The following is a 19,470-nucleotide window of genomic DNA, read 5'->3' on the forward strand; positions in this document are numbered from 1 at the left end:
GGAGGCTAATATGAGTAATAAAATAATTGTACCTTTTAATGATCAAGAAGGAGGTACTTACGAGTTAAACATTGATCTTGATAGATTATCAAAAGGTGAGGTATTAAATGCTATTGTAGGAATTGGTCGTACTAAGGAGCAGTCCACCTTTGTAAGCAAAACTAATAAGGCTAAAAAGCTTGGAGAGGTGCCTTTTCCTAGCAGAGACGTTCGCGAAAACAAAATCAACTACGGAAAAGGACTTGATTATATATATGGCACAAAACCTATAAGCAATCAAGCAGATTATCAAAATCCATTTTCTTCATCTTTGCAAAAAATAAAGCCAAGCGCAGAAACTTTAAGCTGGTTAAAAAGTGAAGTGGTAGAGGCAAAGAATGTAAATGAATTGCACAAAGTTATAGACAAAGTACTAGCTTCTGGAGGAAGGCTAAATGCATGTAATGATGGAGAGTGGAGCTTTGCTGAATATATAGTATTGGGTACACATTTTCATAAATTAGAAAAAAGTGATCGAAAAAAGATAATGCGTAAATTAATGCTAAGCGGTGCAGAGTTTCATGATACTTTATTGGAGAATAAATTGATAGGTGAAATCTATAATGAGCTACAACCAGAAGTTCAGCCACAGATAGATAAGCAACTAGAAGAACTAGAGAAAGCTGGCGGAAGTGCTGTTCAGGAAGGAGAATTAATAGATATCGAGATAGATAATAAAATGCTTTTTATGGAATTCTCTGAAGATAGCAAGGTAGAGGTAGCCAAAATACTGGAAGCAAACAGAGAGTTAGGAAGTAATATTTTAAAAATTGGCAATGATGCAGTTGAGGTTAAAAGTGAGAAAGGAGGTGTAAGAAACTATACCGATATGTCATACCAAATCTCATAAATAAGTAGGCAAATAACTCACAGAACAAATGGTTTTGATCGAACTTTCCGTAATATTACGAATGAATGCACATACAGTATCCTCCAATAAACTAACAGAGTCATATATTCTATTTTTAATGAGATTGTCTTTCAAATATTGCCATAAACGCTCTACTGGATTTAACTCTGGTGAATATGGAGGTAAATAGATTAAGGTAATATTTTGTGGTATTTTTAAACCTTTGGATCTATGCCATCCTGCACAATCCACAACAAGAAATGCCTCCCTTGTTCCTAAATATTGTGACATCTGCTCAAGGAATATATTCATACAATCAGTATTGACGTTTGGTACGAATAAGCTAGAACTCTCTCCATTTCTAGGATTAACTGCACTATAGAGATAAAAGTTTTGCCTACCTAATTTTACCTTAACCTGTGTCCTAATGCCTTTTTTAAACCACCCGTGTCCAATCTTTGAATGTGTGCCAAACCGCGACTCATCGAAGAAAAATAGCTCTTTTTCGGGATACGTGACAATAGTTTCATTAAGATTTTTTTTTAAACTCTTCTTGTTTATTTTTATCCTGTTTATTGTGCACAGGCCTTGGAGTAATATACGAAAAACCTAACTTTTGCATCAGTCTATGTGCTGTAGACTTACTTACCTCAATAGAAAACATTTTCTCAATTATGATTTTTAATTTCTTAGCCGTTAGGTTGGCTCCTTCTTCTGCTATGACATTTTTAATTTCTTCTTGCTGCTTGTAGCTCAACTTCGGCTTTACTCCACGTCCTGGTTGTATTTTAAACGCATTGACTCCTCCTTCCTTAAATCTTGTAATCCACTTCATCAATGTAGTTCTAGTAATTCGGTATATTTGAGCAACTTTTGTTATTCCATATTCTTTTGCAGATATTATTGCCTGTAATCTTCTTCCTATCTCTCCTCTTATGCCGTGCTTCTTTAATTCCAGGTTACACTTATTATATAATTCTTCTCCTATTGCTTTACTTTTTCCTGCCATAACTCCCCACTAATTCTTAAATTATTCTATTTTAGAAATTTTTCTTTATTCGTCTATTTATTTTTAGGAATTGGTATCAGATGGAAGTTCTGTTGTATTAGAATTTCCTACAAGCATTGGTGAGCTAAATATTATATTGTACCAGGACGTAAAAAATTGCAATCAAGTACAAGTAAAAGTAGCGGATAAGGAACTATGGGCTGAATTACAAAAAAGGGGGGAAGAAATAGGAAAAAATTGCCTTTTCGGTGGAGTAAAACTTAAAGAAGCAGTAGAGAGAGGTAATTTCACTAGATGTGGCATATGGAGTGAAAAGTGTGCTATAAAAGAGGTTAGCAATAATGAAGTATTGTCTCCGTGGGTAAATAGAATACGTGAAGGTAGTAAAGAAACCTTTAGAGAACTTTAATACGTCTACAGCTAACTTTAAGGTTCCAGAGGTTTGTTATATCTGAGCTATAGTAGAAAATATTATATATGGTTCTTTGCATGGAAAAAAGTCTAGACTGTGAAGTAGGGCAAAAAGTGAAAAGTTGGAGGTTAGAGAGAGGGTATACTCAAAAGGATTTAGCGGAGAAGGTTGGTGTAAAGTACTGGGCAATACTGCAATATGAAAAAGGGAGTCGTAAAATTCCAATTAAGAAGTTATATGCCATAGCAGAAGCACTATCAGTGAATGTGAGAGGTCTAGTTTGTGGAGAAACACTACCAAATGAAAAAAGATATTTTGAAGATGAAGAAATATTAAATTTAGTAAAGGGATATAAAGATAAAGAATTAAGCGAGGTATTTTATTTATTAACCAAATTTATTCGTTTGAGTGAGGAAAGAAGCAGAAAAGCGGTAAAAATAGAAGTAGCAAGGGGTTTGATGAAAGTAGGAGTTTCTGCTCATGTTATCTCTCGAACAACTAACCTATCTATTGGTGAGTATGAGGAGAACAAAATTCCGGTTCCATACAAAGTAGGGCAAAGGATAAAAGAGTGGAGATTGATACGAGGATATACTCAAAAAGATTTAGCGAATAAAGTTGGCATAACAAATCAAGGAATATACGAGTATGAACAAGGGAGAGCTGCTGTTTCACTTGAAATGTTAGATGAAATAGCAAAGGTATTATCAATCAGTATCATAGATCTACTTCCCGAATCAGATGAAGATAGTGAAGTGGAAGAAAAGCTATCAAATTTGATAGAAGAATACAAAAAGATTGAGAGTCGGGAATTACGAAATGTGCTAATCAAGTCTTTATTTGAAGGTATACATGTTTGTAGAGAAAAGGTCAGAGAGGAAAAGAAGATTGAAGTTGCAAGGAATTTAGTGAAAGAAGGAATTTCTGTTGATATTATCTTGCAAACGACAGGCTTATCAAATTATATGATTGAGAAATTTTTGTGATTTCATAAAAACTTAGCCAATAGTGGATTTTTTTGTGATAGAATATATGTTTGCTTCTGTAGGAAAAACAGCTTTTAGAGGATTTATCTATGATAATTCAGAGCATGTTGGCTCAGTAAGCTACGAGCTAGGGAAAAAAATAGAAGGTTGTAGGATAGTACAAGGGTATACTCAGGCAAAATTAGCAAGCAAAATTGGTTTAACACATAAGGAAATACATAACTTTGAACTAGGGTGCAAGGCTATTACAATCAAAGAATCTTATATAATAGCAGGAGCATTGTCAGTTAATGTTATAGATCTACTTCCAGGACCAACAGTACTAAGAGAAAACAGTTGGTATGAAGATGAGGATAAAGAAATAGTCTACCTAACAAAAATACATACAGAAATTAAGGATCAGGAATTACGCAAGAAGCTGTATCCATTAGTAAGGTTTGTATATATTAGCGAGAAAATTAGTCAAGAAGAAGCAAAAATAGAAGTAGCAAAGAATCTAGTGAAAGAAGGAGTTTCAGTTGATATTATTTCCCAAGTGACTCGCTTATCTACTTACGAATATGATGATATAGAGAAAGAAATTTGTACTGATTCTATACTCTACAAAGTGGGGAAAAGGATAAAAGAGCAGAGATTAATACGGGAATACACTCAGGAGGACTTGGCAAATAAAATCGGTTCAACACCTAAAGAAATACACGACTATGAACGAGGATATACAGACATTCCAATTGAAATATTATATAAGATAGCAAAGACATTATCAGTTAACATTAAAGCTCTTGGACTAACAGAATATGAAAATGAGCCAGTTTTGAGGTTTGTAGGTAAATGCGAAAAAATTGAGGATCAAGAATTACTGGATACGGTAGCCAGATCTTTATCTGAAGGAATGCAAACTGGTAAAGAAAAGGTTAAAAAAGCAGAGAAAATCAAGATTGCAAAAGATCTAGTTAAGGAAGGTGTTGCTATTGATATTATTGTGCGAGCAAGTGGCCTAACTGCTGATGAGTGTGAAAATTGAATTGTGTTAAACAATATATCAAGATATAAGTAAAAATAGTTATATATTTAATACTTCTATACAGAATTTGTTTATCACTTTTTGATTATCCTCTATCATTGCATTTGCCTCCTCCTGCAGAGATTTGATATTTTTTGATGTAATGTTATCCATGTCAGCCGACGCTAGCTTCAATTGCGATTGTATTCTTACGTATCTATTGCCTATTACTTGATTCATCTGATAATTTACGCAGTCCAATCCAGAGGCAAACATCACATTTAACAAAGGTTTTATCCAGCCTATTTTTCCAAATCTCTTTGAATTGGCATACTCTATGCTTCTATCTGTTCTGCCAGTACCTATCGATAACAATAGAATATCATCATTTGGAAATAACCTCTTACCACTCGCATATGCACAAGCCGCTGGATTATTGGCAAACACCCCGCCATCCACTAATACTCTTTTTATCTGGTTAATTTTGAGATGTTTTGGTATGAAATAAGTAGGTGCAGCCGTTGCAGCTCTGAGTGCATCTTTCAGCTTAATATTACCTTCTTTCCAGCTTTTGAAGAAAAATGGGCAATTATTCTGAATGTCGTAACTGGTAAGCAGTACATTATTTAAAGTGTTTTGTAGAGTATCATCACCAAAATATTTTTCTAATATCGATTCGATGTTTTTGTGTGGATATTGTGCACAGTTAAACCAAGATAATATTGATCGCCTAAAAAATGAAGACTTAAAAATATATGGTCCATATTCCCGATAGAACTCGACTAAATCATTAGCAGAATATTGAGGTTTATCTTTTTTACATAATCCTGCTATAACAATTCCACCAGTTGAGGTTCCTGCCATAAGATCAAAGATTTCAGCTACCCTCTTTCTTGTTCTTTTTTCTATTTCTGCTAGAATAATGGCTGGTATGATGCCCCTTATGCCTCCGCCGTCAACAGACAAGATATATCTAGTCATTGTGAAATTCAGTCGTTATTTGTGTTTGTGAATAGCTTCAAGTTCGTTGACTTCTTCAGTGAGGTTTTTCACTCTCTCTTCAAGTCGATAGACTATTTCGATTAGTCCTTGGTTTTTTTCTATAAATTTATCATAGATGTGTACACGTAATACCAAATCTCATAAATAAGTAGGCAAATAACTCACAGAACAAATGGTTTTGATCGAACTTTCCGTAATATTACGAATGAATGCACATACAGTATCCTCCAATAAACTAACAGAGTCATATATTCTATTTTTAATGAGATTGTCTTTCAAATATTGCCATAAACGCTCTACTGGATTTAACTCTGGTGAATATGGAGGTAAATAGATTAAGGTAATATTTTGTGGTATTTTTAAACCTTTGGATCTATGCCATCCTGCACAATCCACAACAAGAAATGCCTCCCTTGTTCCTAAATATTGTGACATCTGCTCAAGGAATATATTCATACAATCAGTATTGACGTTTGGTACGAATAAGCTAGAACTCTCTCCATTTCTAGGATTAACTGCACTATAGAGATAAAAGTTTTGCCTACCTAATTTTACCTTAACCTGTGTCCTAATGCCTTTTTTAAACCACCCGTGTCCAATCTTTGAATGTGTGCCAAACCGCGACTCATCGAAGAAAAATAGCTCTTTTTCGGGATACGTGACAATAGTTTCATTAAGATTTTTTTTTAAACTCTTCTTGTTTATTTTTATCCTGTTTATTGTGCACAGGCCTTGGAGTAATATACGAAAAACCTAACTTTTGCATCAGTCTATGTGCTGTAGACTTACTTACCTCAATAGAAAACATTTTCTCAATTATGATTTTTAATTTCTTAGCCGTTAGGTTGGCTCCTTCTTCTGCTATGACATTTTTAATTTCTTCTTGCTGCTTGTAGCTCAACTTCGGCTTTACTCCACGTCCTGGTTGTATTTTAAACGCATTGACTCCTCCTTCCTTAAATCTTGTAATCCACTTCATCAATGTAGTTCTAGTAATTCGGTATATTTGAACAACTTTTGTTATTCCATATTCTTTTGCAGATATTATTGCCTGTAATCTTCTTCCTATCTCTCCTCTTATGCCGTGCTTCTTTAATTCCAGGTTACACTTATTATATAATTCTTCTCCTATTGCTTTACTTTTTCCTGCCATAACTCCCCACTAATTCTTAAATTATTCTATTTTAGAAATTTTTCTTTATTCGTCTATTTATTTTTAGGAATTGGTATAAGTCAAGTTTTGCCAACCACCATATGAATCCTACAGTCTGTAGAACTATTGTTATTATTACCGCTATTGGGATTTTTTGCTTTTTCATGTGAAAGTATTAATCTATTATGGATGGTTTTGGGAGTTTATATAGAGATCATAAAAAACTTACAGCTTTAGTGATTTCTTTATGTTATCGGTTCTCTGCTTCTGCAAGTAGCTTTATTATTTGATCGTAGGGCTTGTCTTTGTTTTGCCTTGATTCTATTACAGCTACATCTCGAGGGTTTTTTCCACTTCTATCTCTAACATTAGGATTTGCACCTCTTTCCAGTAAAAAACTCACTACTTCTAAGTGCCCTTCTAATGCAGCAAAATGTAATGCTGTCCATCTTTCATTTTCACCTAATGCACTAATGTCAGCTCCTTGGTATACTAAAAATTTAGTAACTTTCAAGCATCCTGAATCAGATGCATGATGTAATGCTGTTAATTTAGGAACTCGTGTGTTAACACTTAATAAATCTTCTACTGAAAACTTTACTACATCTAAGTTACAATTTTGAGAAGCAATGCGTAGTATCGTTTTATAATTACCTTCAGCTTTTGCCTTCATGTAGGAATAGGTAGCAATAATACATACTATTACTGTTATAAGCCACCAAAAATGCAGCTTGTTTTTTGTATCTTGACCCAATTTATCCATATTCAACATCTTTTTAATATTAAATAGATCATTTACTCATTTTTTCTTAACATTACTTACTCAAAGATGCTGACAACATAGTAAGGTAACCTGAGCTATTTAAAGTATGCTCCGCTCTATTAACTATCCATTTACCATCTACCGCTTGATTAAAACCTATAAGATTAAGTTTAGCTTCTGCAAATAACTCTGGATTACCAGGCATAGTTATATCTAAAGTTTCATTGTTACGCTTCAATTGTTTTAACTTGGCATTTGCTGCACTTAGTGCTGACTCTGCATTTGGATAGATTTCTAGCATAATATAACTTGGTTCTCCGCTACCAACTGTTTCTTTAATAGTTTTACCCTTTTCATAGCTATGCCACTTTGCTACTACTGAATTATACTTATCACGTACAGTAAAATGCACTTTCCAATTAATTGTGTCTTGAGGTCTAATAGTCGTTGTTCCTAAAGCTTTTCCTGTGGCTGATTTTGCCATGTTTTTTGAAATAAATAATATGTACCCACCAGCTAATTTTGCCATTGCTTCACGCTCTGTTGCGATCTTTGTTAACAGACTTATATCACTTTCATCTACCTGATTAATATGGGGTATTAATACATTCTTAAATTCCTCAGCGACTTTGTATCCATATCCATGTTTTTGGGCTATTTCTTTTACTAAGTTTTCTATGGTAATTTGGCGCCATTCTTTTGATACTTTTGCCTTCAAAGATATTCTTAAATTTGTTGCATGAGCTTTGATTAGTAGAGTCTTAGGTGGGCCTTGTATCGTAACTTCGTTGACTGTATATACACCCATTGGAAAGATTCCCGTTTCCTTATAACCTAGTGCTATGTTCAATTCATTTGGAATTTCTACATTTTCATTGCCATAATCAGTACATATCTCTGCAACATCATCTATAGTACCAGATTCATCAGTAAGATGAACCGATATTACAGGATCTTTTATTCCTTCAATGCTAAATTCAGGTTTCATTTATTCCCACACTTTTAACTTCGATTTTTTTAATTGCTTTTGTATTATAGGTAACCTGATCTTTAATCCTGCAGGCAAAAAACTTCCATACTCCGCAAGTCCAGGGTTTTCCTCCAATACTATTTCTACTGCTCCAGAGCTATGTCCATAGTGTTTAAAGCATATGTAATCCAACATTTCATTTTCTCGTGCTATATAATGTACTGTCATACATAACTCCTTAAACTTAAGCTAAATTCAACCTTTTTTGGTAATCCACAGGGAAAATAAGACGTTTGCTTTTCTTCTAACCGCACAACAACAAATCTTCCCAAAACATTTCCTAAATTGTCTACTAAGATACTTGGTTCCTGATTTTTCTCAGCTTCTTTCATACTTTTTAATTGATTTAAATCATTGAGATTATGGAAATAAATTACTCCTTCTAAGTCTATATTTTCTGCACCTTGACCAATATTTTGTAATGAAGGTATTTTACCAATACACTCAATAGTACTCCAACGATTTTCTTTACTATACCTTAAACTTGTTGGAGAAAGCTTATGTTGACCAAGTGATAGCATTAGTAAATCGGTTCTATTGAATCAAACAGAACGTCACGCGATTTTTCTCTTATTCTTTTTATTACTGCATCAGTAAGACTACGTACATCTTGGTTAGGTTCTGCTTTAATACTTATATTAAATGTAAAAGTTTGATTGAAAATTTTTTGTTCACACTTTTCACAGTCTTTTAAAACTTTCTCTGAATTATCTGCTATAGAACCTTTTTCTGTAATCACACTTTCAATAATATTCGTTCTACTATTCGAAACTCCACTAAAAGCATTATTATTCAATAAAGGATTTCCTTTACTAAAAACATTTCTATTTTCACTAGTTGCACTGCCTATTTTTGCTTCTACTGGTATCTCTAATGCTTTTATTGGATTATCATTAAACAATTTTCCTATACCAATCCAATTTTCTATAGGTTTTGTAATTGATTTCCAGATACTTGAGAAAAAGTTCTTTACCTTTTGCCAATTAGCAATTACAAGTGCTGCACCAACTGATAGTCCAGCAATAGCAGCTCCTATAGGATTGGTAACCACAGCTAGCGTTAAAGCTTTCAGTCCCATGATCACTGCTGGAATTACTCGCGCTGATAACGAAGTTAATACTGGCAAAAGTGTTCCATGCAAAATAGCCTTAAAAGTTAATATTCCACCTCCAGCCAATGCAAATGCATAACCAAAACCTACTACTGCAATCTTGCTAATAATAAGAGCTGAAATTATGCTCATAACTCCTGTAGTCAAAATTGGACACTTCTCTGCGAACCAAGCTATACCTGTAGATATAGACCTCAAAATCTTACTTATCCAATTTAAAGTAGGTAGCATAACTGACCCTAAGTTCATTCCTAGCTCTGCTATTGTATTTTTAAGTAGCTGCAAATTATTTGCTGTAGTACTTGCACGGTTATTAAATTCCTTTTGCATAGATCTATTATACTTTTCTTTATCAGCCACAAAACCTATTGCTTTTTTATATTCTTCCAAACTTCCAACTATCAATGCAATATCATCTTGATATTCTTGACCAAAGAGATTGAGAAGGATTTGTGAACGTTCCTGTCTATCTACTTTTTCTAGAGTTTCAAAAAAATAAAGTAGAGCGTTTTGCCCGTTTTCAGCAACCTTTTGTGACATTTCCTCTGCAGTGATACCTATCGATTCCAATGCTGCTTTGAACTCTTTTCCTTGCCCTTCAGCAGTTTGAAGTTTAGAAAGCAGAGCATTGACAGCAGTTGCTGCTTTTTCAGGTTGTTTACCTAAACTAATGAAGGCATTTACTAAACTACTTGTCTGATTAATATCTAAACCAAATTGTTTTGCATTACCACCCACTCTAGCAAGTGCTTCAATCATATCGTTTGCCTTAGCTGCAGTATTATCTGATAGGTAATTTATAACATCACCAACTCCTTCCATCTTCTCTACTGCAATTCCATAAATGTTAGCGAGTTTAGCTATGGAATCACCAGCTTGTTCGGCAGACATATCAAATGCTGTGGCCATTTTAGCTACTGTTGTGGTAAATTCAAGTAGCTTACCTTTGTTGATACCAAGCTGTCCACCACCTACCCCTACAACAACATTGCAAGCATTGATTTTTCTCCATATGAAAAGAGTCTGGAAGCTCTTTTACTCTAAACACGATGTTTATACCAATTCTCAATAATAATGAGACAAATGAAAAAGAGTGCTTTCCGCCTATAACTGGAGGTTTAAGTGAATTTATCGTATATTCTATTTGTCTTCCCAATAACGAAGTTTGGTATTACATCCTCAAAATTAATCTCAATTCGCTTAACTAACGTTCTAATAATATCACGTTTAGTTAGCCAGTCTGCATTATTAAGACTTGAGTTAATACTAGAGGAAAACCCCTCTAAATTTGTTACTACTAGAGTTAACTCTTGTGTGAGTTTTTTCTGATCAAATATCTTTTTCTTTTGTTCTTCAACCATTTTTAAGTTTTGTTTCATTGCTTTAATTCTTGGCTCAAATTCTTCTTGATCAATATATTCTTGAGTATAACTATCAATTAACCTTGCAATACCTCGTTTTAATTTATCTTCTTGTGTTTCAAGCAAAGCGCTTTTTTGATCTAGTGGTAAGTTCTGAAAGTCTACGTTTATACTCCTCTAATATTCTATTCGGATTTTTTAATAGATGTTTCACCTCTTCCCACACAGCCATGTCTAATGTATCTGTACGAATTAATTTGTTGTTACACATTTTATTACCGCCAAAACGGTATGAATCCGTGCCAACACAACGATAATATACCTGATTATTAGTTTTTTTCCCCTCCTTATTCCTTGCAGTGCTAGTACCATAATATGCATAATTGCAAAGCTTACATACTACTAAACCTTGCAATAAATGTCTTGCTCCTCTTTGTCTTGTTCTTGCTATTTTTCTATTCTCAGCTAATTGTTCTTGAACGATTTCAAATAAATCTTCGCTTACTATACTAGGTACTTTAATATAAATCCAATCCTCTTTTGGAACAGGATAAGTAGAATAATTATCTTTTGGATGCTCGCAGGAGTTTTTTTTCGGTCTTATATGTTTTAGTTTTACGCCAAACCTTGTTTTACCAAAAGCTGCTTGTCCTTTATAAGCAGAGTTTTTTAACATACTCAAAACTACAGCCCTATCCCAATACTCTTTTCCAGTTCTCGTCATAATGGACATAGCACTTAGCCTACGACATACTTCTCCTATACTGGCTCTTTCTCTTCCTACCAAAGAAAATACTTTACGAACAACTTCAGCTTCTTCTTCATAAATCTCAAATAAGGCCTGTCCTGTTTCTGTATTTTTGTTTATATAACGATAGCCATAAGGAGCAGCACTCATTACACTTATACAACCCTTATTTGCTGCATAAATCTTTCCTCGACGACTTCGTTCCATGATTTTTGCACGTTCGTATTCTGCTATCATACCTTGCATTTGTAATAGTAATTGAGATTCTGGATTATCGCTAATTTGATAATTTAAAAAAATGACTTCCACTCCTAATTTCTTAAACTCTTCAAGTAATATCATCTGATATGCATACTTACGAGATAAACGATCAGGAGAATGAATATAAACCTTATCAATGTTACCTTCTGCTATTTTATCACGTAATTTTTCCAAACCAGGACGGATTATGTTAGAACCACTATAACCATTATCAATAAATTTATATTCATTTAATAATTTATGTCCATCCATACTAATTTGATTCTCTATAGCAGCAATTTGGCTTGCTATTGTATCTTCTTGTGCTTGCCTACCTGAAGAAACTCTTGCATATAAACTAACTGTTACCATTTTACCGTCCTCAAATCTACTTTCTTATATTCAGAGTTTTCTTCCTTTTTGCTCGCTTTTATTGGTTTACTTAACACTAATTTTTCATATGCATCTAATAGATACAACTCTGCTAATCGATTTACTTCATAACTACAACTAATCCGAACTATTAATTTTTTGTTGCCCATGAGCTCTACCATATATTATTCATCGAGACATATGGTTATTTGATCATTAGCTCTATAAATAAATTCAACTCTCCGTTCTTTTTGTAGAAGCTTTCGAGAAATAGTCTTCTCAAGTTTCAGGTTTATTGCAATATTGTTGGCGGAGTCCCGCCGCGGTATCTCCTTAGCATAGATCCCGCTAACAAGCAGCGGGATGACGAGGTTATCTTCATACTGCCGCGAACCGTCATACCGCCGCGGCGCTAACAAGCAGCGGAATGACGATTGTCGATAAATCTAAGTTACTTTAGCAACAGTTATTCTCCACCAAATTACTCCGAATTTTAGTTGTATTATTTGCGGATTTCACTGCTGAAATCTCAAATTTTGAGCTTGTGTTCAAAAATGATTCAACTGACCTGCCAAAAAAATCGTGTCTCCACCCCTTGAATAGTTTATCTATCTGCCCAGATATTGACCTGGTTAACTCATCTTTTGAAGAAACTAATTTCCTTGATATGTTACTTTCTTTACATTTACTATCTAAAATAATTGAGAGTATATCGAATACAGATTTGTCATAATTATTCGGTAAGATGTTGTTTTGCTGCATCCAATTTTTTTCATTTTCATTAAAAATATTCACAAACTCTAGTAAATCTGCATCTTTTATATTTTTTGCATTCCTCTTGAGATCATCTAAAATCTCATCAACATGCTCTACATTTTTTTCAATAAAACCAGCTATTACAGCATTATTAATTACTTTATTACGATTCATATTATAGCGCTGTGCTAAGGTCTCTTGCCATTCACTAACTGCTTTAACAGTTAATACCAATCTTGGATTTGCTTCATAATTAAATTTAATTCTCTTCCATGCATCTTTTGGACTATGTAAATACTTATTTATATTAACTATTGATTCCATCTCTTCTTGAAACCAACACATCCTATTATTTTCTTCAAGTTTATTGCACAATATTTGGTATAAGTCATATAGGTGTACCACGTCGTTTATTGCATAGTCTAACTGATCCTCGGACAACGGACGCCTTAACCAATCTGAATTTTTAGCTTTAATTTTATCCAGCACTACTCCTTGATATTGCTCTACTACTTTTGAGTAACCAATAAAGTCATGATAATAATGACAAAACATAGCGGCAACTTGGGTATCAAAAATGGGAGTGGGAATACATTTAAACACAGTGAGTAAGGATTCTATATCCTGCCTGCAGCTATGAAACACTTTGGTTATCCCCTGATTTAGCATTATTTTCTTAATGAATGATAAATCAATTTCTGGCACTAATGCGTCTACAATAAAACTCTTCTCTCCGTAAGAAATTTGAATTAACGATAATTTTGGGTAGTAGGTTAAATTATTTCTAATGAACTCCGTGTCAACTGCTATAAATTTCGGCTTTTTTGCTATTAATTCTTCACACGTATCTTCCAGCTCTGATGTTGTACTAATTAGCATATATTTTTCACTTGGTGGTTCTACTTTATCTGACCTTACCCAGAAAAAGTAGAGAGAAAGTTAAGACGTTTTTGTCATGAGAATGATGCATCAAATTGTGCAGGAATGCAATAATTAATAGTAGAATGCCCACGTTGTTTGTTATAAAAGATTTCTATGTATTCAAATATGGCAGTTCTGGTTTGTTGAGCGAGAAGTATCAATAAGCAGCTCCCTTTTGAGTGAACTTTTCTGCAACAGAGTTATCGTAACAACATCCCTTATGGCTCATGCTGGAAATGATGTTTTTTGTATTCAATAGAAATTGGTAATTTTGAGAGGTATACTGTGACCCTTGATCGCTATGTAACAGCAGATTTTTATCGGGTTTGCGCTTATTAACGGCCATCAATAAAGAGTCAATAACCAATTGTTTATTTATTGAACTGCTCATTAACTACCATGCGTGAATATAGATCCTGCCAAATATAGCCATCCTTCTTTGGTTTTTATATAAGTAATCCCATATTTTATTTGGTTGATCGACAATAAAGTTTTGGTCTAATATATTGAGAGCTACGACTCTATTGTCCGTTTGTTGCTTCTTAGTTTTAAATTTTCTTCTCAATATAGCCCGAATACCATTTTTCTGCATAACACTTTGTACTGTTTTAATTTTTGCCTAAAGCTTTTAATTCAGCGTGAATTTTAGGGATCTGCATTTGGATGCTTTTTTTGAATATCTGCTAGAAGCCCATCTCTTGCTAATTCCTTACTGCTTTTTCCCTTAGCAACCCATTTATAATAACCACCAGCAGATATGTCTAAAACCCTACATAGTTCCTGTATTTTATAGCAATTTCTATATAAAAGAATACTTTACTCTTTTTGTTTGGCCAGGGCTTTTTTTTAAATGTCTCTTTCTCTTGTTACTCTTGCTAGTTCTTTTTTTAGATCAAATCTTTCTTTGTCATAAGGAGCCTTTGTCTGGAAATGCGTATGCTTCTGACATTTTTCCATCATATTTTCTTACCCATTTACTTAACATACTGCCATCTATGCCTAGATCTTTTGCTATTTTTTTACTTCTGTTTCTTTAACCAGCTTAACAGCTTCTAATTTGAATCCTGCTGCTTCTATTTGCCATATTTTGAAAAAACGTTTTATTTTACTCCAAAAACGTCTTAACTTTCTCTCTACTTTTTCTGGGTAAGGTCAGAGTATCCACTTTAACCTCTCTAAATTTGCTCATAACCTCTTAACTTGACGCGTATGACTCCCTACTTGGATGACAGATAGTAGTGCGAAAGCCTCTTACAACTTACTTTTAATTAGTCTAACCCATGCGTGCCAATCCCTCTCACCAAGATTGCTTTCAAAAGATAGGAGATCCTTTACAGCTTTTGAGCAAATTTCTTCACTTGGAATTGATAACTCCCTATTCATTGCTAACGTTAAACATTGAGTTTTGCACGCTCGTTCTAAATGATACGTGTAAAACATTGCTTCTTGTATAGTCCGACCACACGTTATAGATCCATGATTGCGCATTAACATGACAAAATTTTCTTTCAGATCAGCTATTAACCTCTTTCCTTCTGTATTGCTAAGTGCTAGGGAATTATAATTATGGTAAGAGATTTTATTGTAAAAGTGCAGTGCCCATTGACTTATTGGAAGTAGTCCATCTTTTAGAGAAGAAACTGCTACAATAGAAGGTGTATGCAGGTGAAAAATTGCTTGAATGTCTTTCCTTGCTTGATAAACAAAACCATGAATTATATAGCCAGTTTTATTATATTGATATTCTGTACCCTCAATCACATTTCCATCTAGTGATACTCTCATCAATGAATTTTCATTCACTTCGTCAAAGCGTATACCAAATGGGTAAATATAAAACGACTTTTGATCTTCAGAACATACCGAGAGGTGAGTATATGTATGATCATCCAGTTTAAGGTAAGACAAAATCTGATAGGCATAGACTAGATCCCTTTTTACTCTGCTCTTTGTTAACAACACAATCCTCTGTTAGAATCTTCTGAAGATTTATACACGAAAAAAGGCTTGTAGTAAACTAATAAGTCTATGCCACTCTGTCTTGCTTTCTGAATACCAAACACTTTTGTGTTGTAGCTTGCTTAAAAATAGTTATCGTTATTATAGAGTTTATATACAGAATTTATGTTTCTAAATTACATAATATCTTAACTATAAAAATAATTTTCTATGTAATATTTCATATGTTTTAAAGCTTTGTTTTTATGTTATTATAAATGTAAGTTTCAAGATTGAAAATAATATGGTAAATATTAACACAAAAAAACAGCCAGCAGGATTTTTCATATATCTCTCTGGTCTTTCAGGAAGTGGTAAACTTTCCACAGCAATAGAATTGTCCAATATGATAGACGCATTAATTGTAAATAGTAAGTTCTATAACAATGTTCAAGTTTGCTCTATATACAATGGTGTCTTTGAACGTGATCAAATACCTAAAGAAGTTCAAGATAGAATATATGACATTATGCAAATTATGCTTCAGGTAATAGAAAATTATCCGATTCACTCAAAAAATTACATATTTATTGATGAGTTGATGGAAAATAATGACCAGAACATGAGGATGTATGATTCAATAGTAAGGCTTAGTAAAAAAATGAACACAGAAATCCTTCCTGTGGTACTTATACCAAATCTCATAAATAAGTAGGCAAATAACTCACAGAACAAATGGTTTTGATCGAACTTTCCGTAATATTACGAATGAATGCACATACAGTATCCTCCAATAAACTAACAGAGTCATATATTCTATTTTTAATGAGATTGTCTTTCAAATATTGCCATAAACGCTCTACTGGATTTAACTCTGGTGAATATGGAGGTAAATAGATTAAGGTAATATTTTGTGGTATTTTTAAACCTTTGGATCTATGCCATCCTGCACAATCCACAACAAGAAATGCCTCCCTTGTTCCTAAATATTGTGACATCTGCTCAAGGAATATATTCATACAATCAGTATTGACGTTTGGTACGAATAAGCTAGAACTCTCTCCATTTCTAGGATTAACTGCACTATAGAGATAAAAGTTTTGCCTACCTAATTTTACCTTAACCTGTGTCCTAATGCCTTTTTTAAACCACCCGTGTCCAATCTTTGAATGTGTGCCAAACCGCGACTCATCGAAGAAAAATAGCTCTTTTTCGGGATACGTGACAATAGTTTCATTAAGATTTTTTTTTAAACTCTTCTTGTTTATTTTTATCCTGTTTATTGTGCACAGGCCTTGGAGTAATATACGAAAAACCTAACTTTTGCATCAGTCTATGTGCTGTAGACTTACTTACCTCAATAGAAAACATTTTCTCAATTATGATTTTTAATTTCTTAGCCGTTAGGTTGGCTCCTTCTTCTGCTATGACATTTTTAATTTCTTCTTGCTGCTTGTAGCTCAACTTCGGCTTTACTCCACGTCCTGGTTGTATTTTAAACGCATTGACTCCTCCTTCCTTAAATCTTGTAATCCACTTCATCAATGTAGTTCTAGTAATTCGGTATATTTGAACAACTTTTGTTATTCCATATTCTTTTGCAGATATTATTGCCTGTAATCTTCTTCCTATCTCTCCTCTTATGCCGTGCTTCTTTAATTCCAGGTTACACTTATTATATAATTCTTCTCCTATTGCTTTACTTTTTCCTGCCATAACTCCCCACTAATTCTTAAATTATTCTATTTTAGAAATTTTTCTTTATTCGTCTATTTATTTTTAGGAATTGGTATTAGGTGTGATCTACCGACATTACAAAAGCGTATTGCATTAAAAAGGCAAAGAAAAAATAGGAAGGTGACTAATGTAAATAGCATGATAGATCAATTTAGGATTAACAATTTATTTATACCACCGAGTGCCATAGAGATAGAAAATTCAGATATGAGTATAAAAGAAGTAGCTCAAGAGATAGTAAACCAGATGCACAGGCTTAGCCACATTGTATGTACGCGAAAGAATAGTCTATAATGATTTCATATACTGAGGCTCATTTAAATATAGAGCCTCAACTTCATTTAATTTTTGCTTGTTCTTCAGTCTATAATGAACCAATAGTCCTGCATGGCTAGCATTTAAATTGCAATCCATATGTGTAATGCAGTCACTGCTTGTAGCGTGACACTTGGATCCAGGGTCACGTGCTGCAGTTGGACCAGATAGCGGCAATAAATTGAAATCAAATAACTGCGTATAAAACCCTTGAGCATTTTTGATTATAGCTCTGATATTTTTTTTGCTATTCGTACAAAGCAAAGATATTGTGTAAGCTTGAACTTCCAGCGCATTAACTCCGTATAATGGCTTATTTGTAGCAAGATTTATACCTTGTGCTGCTGATATACCAACTCTAATTCCAGTGAAACTTCCTGGTCCAACTACTACCGCTAAATGATCTATTTTATCATAATTATAATTGTGCTTATCAAACAAAGTATTCAGAATTTGAAAAAATGATTCTACATGATTGTTGCTGGCGGAATTGCGCTCTACAAAACAATTACCATCATAATCAACTATTGCTATTGAACTACCAGTACCTACAGTATCAATCGCTAAAATAGACATTACTTAAGCTTATCATAGAGTTTTGTAAACATCATAGTAAAGGCACCATTACCCATAACATTTGCTGAAGTGATTATTGGATCAAACACTATATACAAGGCTGTGATTAACGAAAGCATTTCTGGAGAAAATTTGAGGTATTTCTCAAGAATAGGTAGCATTACCATAATTCCTCCTGCCGGCACTGCAACGATAGCAAACTTAAATAACAAAAAATAGAGAAGAAAAGTTACATAGTCCGTTGTGGACAATAAATAACCAGAAGTAATTACCATTGATAATATTATAACAAAAAAGCAATCACCTACTAAATGGAAGCTAGCAGTTATTGGTATAACAGACGATGCTATATCAGGTTGCTTTACATTTTTTTTGCTTCCTTCAAGAGTAAGCGGCATAGTTGCATTACTAGACATTGTGCTCATCGCAGTAATAAATGCCGGTATCATATTGCTTATACTAGCTATCCAGCTTGTGATCTTGAATGAATTTGCTGCTCCATATAAGAGGAAAACATAAAGGTAGGTTGCAGATGCTATAATAATAAAAATTATTGAGTAATCCTTAAATATTATAGATAAAACTTGATCATGCTGCATTTTTAAAGCAAGCCCAAGTACAAATATTGGAATAATCGGCGTCAAAAACGTCCTCAAAATAAAGAGAGTTAAATCTAACATTTTGTTCGAAAGCTCTTTGCTTTTCTTAGGTAGCAGTATAGACACTACTATGCTGGACACAAATCCACAAGCAAGAGCATGAAAGTTAGAAAGGAGTAGCGGAAGCCTAAACGACCATAAAGGAACAATTGTTTCTTCATACGTTATATCTTGTATTGAATAAGTGTTTTGTATGATAAAATGCCCAACAGAATAAGCTATTAAACTTGAAGCCAGATTCGATAAGAAGATCATTATAATAAGTAACAATATAAACTTTATAGCTGACTGCTTAAGATTGTTAACACTGCTAAAGATTAACGCAAAAATAATAAAAGGCATTATAAATAGCAAAACCTCTTTTATACTCAGGCTCGTTGAGTACAAGAAGGTTTTTGCTTCCATTGGAACTAAATGACCAAAGAATGCAACTGAAGTGATGACCGTGAGTAAGATTAATAGTTGTAGCACGTTCTTATATACCAATGT

General features: G+C 33.6%; 21 protein-coding genes and 5 pseudogenes. 6 read left to right on the forward strand and 20 right to left on the reverse strand.

Annotated elements, in window-relative coordinates; genetic code table 11:
• Nucleotides 1-10: 10 nt before the first annotated feature.
• Nucleotides 11-874, forward strand: a pseudogene (locus tag AAGD99_RS04000) (hypothetical protein); the annotation flags it as partial.
• 9 nt (nt 875-883) lie between these two features.
• On the opposite strand, the gene AAGD99_RS04005 reads toward AAGD99_RS04000, so the two are convergent.
• Nucleotides 884-1,898 (reverse strand): IS630 family transposase gene (locus tag AAGD99_RS04005; RefSeq protein WP_341822214.1). Its coding sequence is split into 2 segments (ribosomal slippage): nt 884-1,432 and nt 1,434-1,898, totalling 1,014 coding nucleotides; the frame shifts between segments, so codons are not numbered across the junction.
• A 73-nt stretch (nt 1,899-1,971) separates the two neighbouring features.
• Between AAGD99_RS04005 and AAGD99_RS04010 the strand changes: the two are divergent.
• From AAGD99_RS04010 to AAGD99_RS04020, 3 genes and pseudogenes are all read left to right on the forward strand, one after another.
• Nucleotides 1,972-2,307, forward strand: a pseudogene (locus AAGD99_RS04010) (hypothetical protein); the annotation flags it as partial.
• Nucleotides 2,308-2,387: 80 nt separating this feature from the next.
• The gene (locus AAGD99_RS04015) at nt 2,388-3,296 is read left to right on the forward strand and encodes a helix-turn-helix domain-containing protein (RefSeq protein ID WP_341822658.1); all 909 of its coding nucleotides are present in this window, start codon (nt 2,388-2,390) and stop codon (nt 3,294-3,296) included.
• Nucleotides 3,297-3,342: 46 nt separating this feature from the next.
• On the forward strand, nt 3,343-4,320 hold the full coding sequence (locus AAGD99_RS04020; RefSeq protein ID WP_341822659.1) for a helix-turn-helix transcriptional regulator: 978 nt from the start codon (nt 3,343-3,345) through the stop codon (nt 4,318-4,320).
• A 39-nt stretch (nt 4,321-4,359) separates the two neighbouring features.
• Here AAGD99_RS04020 and AAGD99_RS04025 read toward each other — a convergent pair whose 3' ends face one another.
• From AAGD99_RS04025 to AAGD99_RS04095, 16 genes and pseudogenes are all read right to left on the reverse strand, one after another.
• Nucleotides 4,360-5,280, reverse strand: a complete 921-nt coding sequence (locus AAGD99_RS04025; RefSeq protein ID WP_341822660.1) for a patatin-like phospholipase family protein — start codon at nt 5,278-5,280, stop codon at nt 4,360-4,362.
• A gap of 15 nt (nt 5,281-5,295) precedes the next feature.
• Nucleotides 5,296-5,436 carry a hypothetical protein gene (locus AAGD99_RS04030; RefSeq protein ID WP_341822661.1) on the reverse strand — a complete coding sequence of 47 codons (141 nt, stop codon included), beginning with the start codon at nt 5,434-5,436 and terminating at the stop codon, nt 5,296-5,298.
• A gap of 3 nt (nt 5,437-5,439) precedes the next feature.
• A protein-coding gene (locus tag AAGD99_RS04035) for an IS630 family transposase (protein ID WP_341822251.1) occupies nt 5,440-6,454 on the reverse strand; the annotation gives its coding sequence in 2 pieces (ribosomal slippage) (nt 5,440-5,988 and nt 5,990-6,454; 1,014 coding nt in all).
• Nucleotides 6,455-6,704: 250 nt separating this feature from the next.
• The gene (locus AAGD99_RS04040; protein WP_341823205.1) at nt 6,705-7,217 is read right to left on the reverse strand and encodes an ankyrin repeat domain-containing protein; all 513 of its coding nucleotides are present in this window, start codon (nt 7,215-7,217) and stop codon (nt 6,705-6,707) included.
• A gap of 52 nt (nt 7,218-7,269) precedes the next feature.
• Nucleotides 7,270-8,205, reverse strand: a complete 936-nt coding sequence (locus AAGD99_RS04045; RefSeq protein ID WP_341822662.1) for a phage tail protein — start codon at nt 8,203-8,205, stop codon at nt 7,270-7,272.
• On the reverse strand, nt 8,206-8,415 hold the full coding sequence (locus AAGD99_RS04050) for a tail protein X (protein WP_341822663.1): 210 nt from the start codon (nt 8,413-8,415) through the stop codon (nt 8,206-8,208).
• A complete protein-coding gene (locus AAGD99_RS04055; protein ID WP_341822664.1) occupies nt 8,412-8,768 on the reverse strand; it encodes a phage tail protein in 357 nt (118 codons plus the stop codon). The genes AAGD99_RS04050 and AAGD99_RS04055 overlap by 4 nt, the downstream gene beginning before the upstream one ends.
• A pseudogene (locus AAGD99_RS04060) lies at nt 8,768-10,339 on the reverse strand (phage tail tape measure protein); the annotation flags it as partial. The pseudogene AAGD99_RS04060 and the gene AAGD99_RS04055, both read right to left, overlap by 1 nt.
• A complete protein-coding gene (locus AAGD99_RS04065) occupies nt 10,299-10,514 on the reverse strand; it encodes a hypothetical protein (protein ID WP_341822665.1) in 216 nt (71 codons plus the stop codon). The gene AAGD99_RS04065 and the pseudogene AAGD99_RS04060, both read right to left, overlap by 41 nt.
• Nucleotides 10,477-10,845: a hypothetical protein gene (locus AAGD99_RS04070; RefSeq protein WP_341822666.1), complete on the reverse strand. Its 369-nt coding sequence runs from the start codon at nt 10,843-10,845 to the stop codon at nt 10,477-10,479. Before AAGD99_RS04070 ends, AAGD99_RS04065 begins: the two co-directional genes overlap by 38 nt.
• Entirely contained in the window at nt 10,838-12,079 is a 1,242-nt protein-coding gene (locus tag AAGD99_RS04075) for a recombinase family protein (RefSeq protein ID WP_341822336.1), read from the reverse strand. The genes AAGD99_RS04070 and AAGD99_RS04075 overlap by 8 nt, the downstream gene beginning before the upstream one ends.
• The gene (locus AAGD99_RS04080; protein ID WP_182319925.1) at nt 12,073-12,249 is read right to left on the reverse strand and encodes a hypothetical protein; all 177 of its coding nucleotides are present in this window, start codon (nt 12,247-12,249) and stop codon (nt 12,073-12,075) included. The genes AAGD99_RS04075 and AAGD99_RS04080 overlap by 7 nt, the downstream gene beginning before the upstream one ends.
• Nucleotides 12,250-12,535: 286 nt before the next feature.
• Entirely contained in the window at nt 12,536-13,714 is a 1,179-nt protein-coding gene (locus AAGD99_RS04085) for a ribonuclease D (protein ID WP_341822667.1), read from the reverse strand.
• 74 nt (nt 13,715-13,788) lie between these two features.
• Nucleotides 13,789-13,917 (reverse strand): IS3 family transposase, encoded by a 129-nt coding sequence (locus tag AAGD99_RS09005; protein ID WP_410529924.1) that lies wholly within the window; start codon nt 13,915-13,917, stop codon nt 13,789-13,791.
• On the reverse strand, nt 13,914-14,147 hold the full coding sequence (locus tag AAGD99_RS04090) for a DDE-type integrase/transposase/recombinase (protein WP_341822668.1): 234 nt from the start codon (nt 14,145-14,147) through the stop codon (nt 13,914-13,916). The genes AAGD99_RS09005 and AAGD99_RS04090 overlap by 4 nt, the downstream gene beginning before the upstream one ends.
• An 860-nt stretch (nt 14,148-15,007) precedes the next feature.
• Nucleotides 15,008-15,718 carry a class II aldolase/adducin family protein gene (locus AAGD99_RS04095; protein WP_253307196.1) on the reverse strand — a complete coding sequence of 237 codons (711 nt, stop codon included), beginning with the start codon at nt 15,716-15,718 and terminating at the stop codon, nt 15,008-15,010.
• Nucleotides 15,719-15,998: 280 nt separating this feature from the next.
• On the opposite strand from AAGD99_RS04095, the pseudogene AAGD99_RS04100 reads away from it, so the two are divergent.
• A pseudogene (locus tag AAGD99_RS04100) lies at nt 15,999-16,385 on the forward strand (hypothetical protein); the annotation flags it as partial.
• 10 nt (nt 16,386-16,395) lie between these two features.
• On the opposite strand, the gene AAGD99_RS04105 reads toward AAGD99_RS04100, so the two are convergent.
• A protein-coding gene (locus AAGD99_RS04105; protein WP_341822251.1) for an IS630 family transposase occupies nt 16,396-17,410 on the reverse strand; the annotation gives its coding sequence in 2 pieces (ribosomal slippage) (nt 16,396-16,944 and nt 16,946-17,410; 1,014 coding nt in all).
• 63 nt (nt 17,411-17,473) lie between these two features.
• Between AAGD99_RS04105 and AAGD99_RS04110 the strand changes: the two are divergent.
• Nucleotides 17,474-17,725: pseudogene (locus AAGD99_RS04110) on the forward strand (hypothetical protein); the annotation flags it as partial.
• On the opposite strand, the gene tsaB reads toward AAGD99_RS04110, so the two are convergent.
• Nucleotides 17,720-18,322 (reverse strand): tRNA (adenosine(37)-N6)-threonylcarbamoyltransferase complex dimerization subunit type 1 TsaB, encoded by a 603-nt coding sequence (tsaB, locus tag AAGD99_RS04115; RefSeq protein WP_264328800.1) that lies wholly within the window; start codon nt 18,320-18,322, stop codon nt 17,720-17,722. The pseudogene AAGD99_RS04110 and the gene tsaB overlap by 6 nt on opposite strands.
• Complete coding sequence (locus AAGD99_RS04120; RefSeq protein WP_341822669.1) at nt 18,322-19,452, reverse strand: cation:dicarboxylate symporter family transporter; 1,131 nt, start codon at nt 19,450-19,452, stop codon at nt 18,322-18,324. Before AAGD99_RS04120 ends, tsaB begins: the two co-directional genes overlap by 1 nt.
• Between the last annotated feature and the right edge of the window lie 18 nt (nt 19,453-19,470).

The sequence above is a fragment of the Wolbachia endosymbiont (group A) of Clivina fossor genome, assembly GCF_964026865.1.
In the GTDB taxonomy this organism is placed as follows: Bacteria; Pseudomonadota; Alphaproteobacteria; order Rickettsiales; family Anaplasmataceae; genus Wolbachia.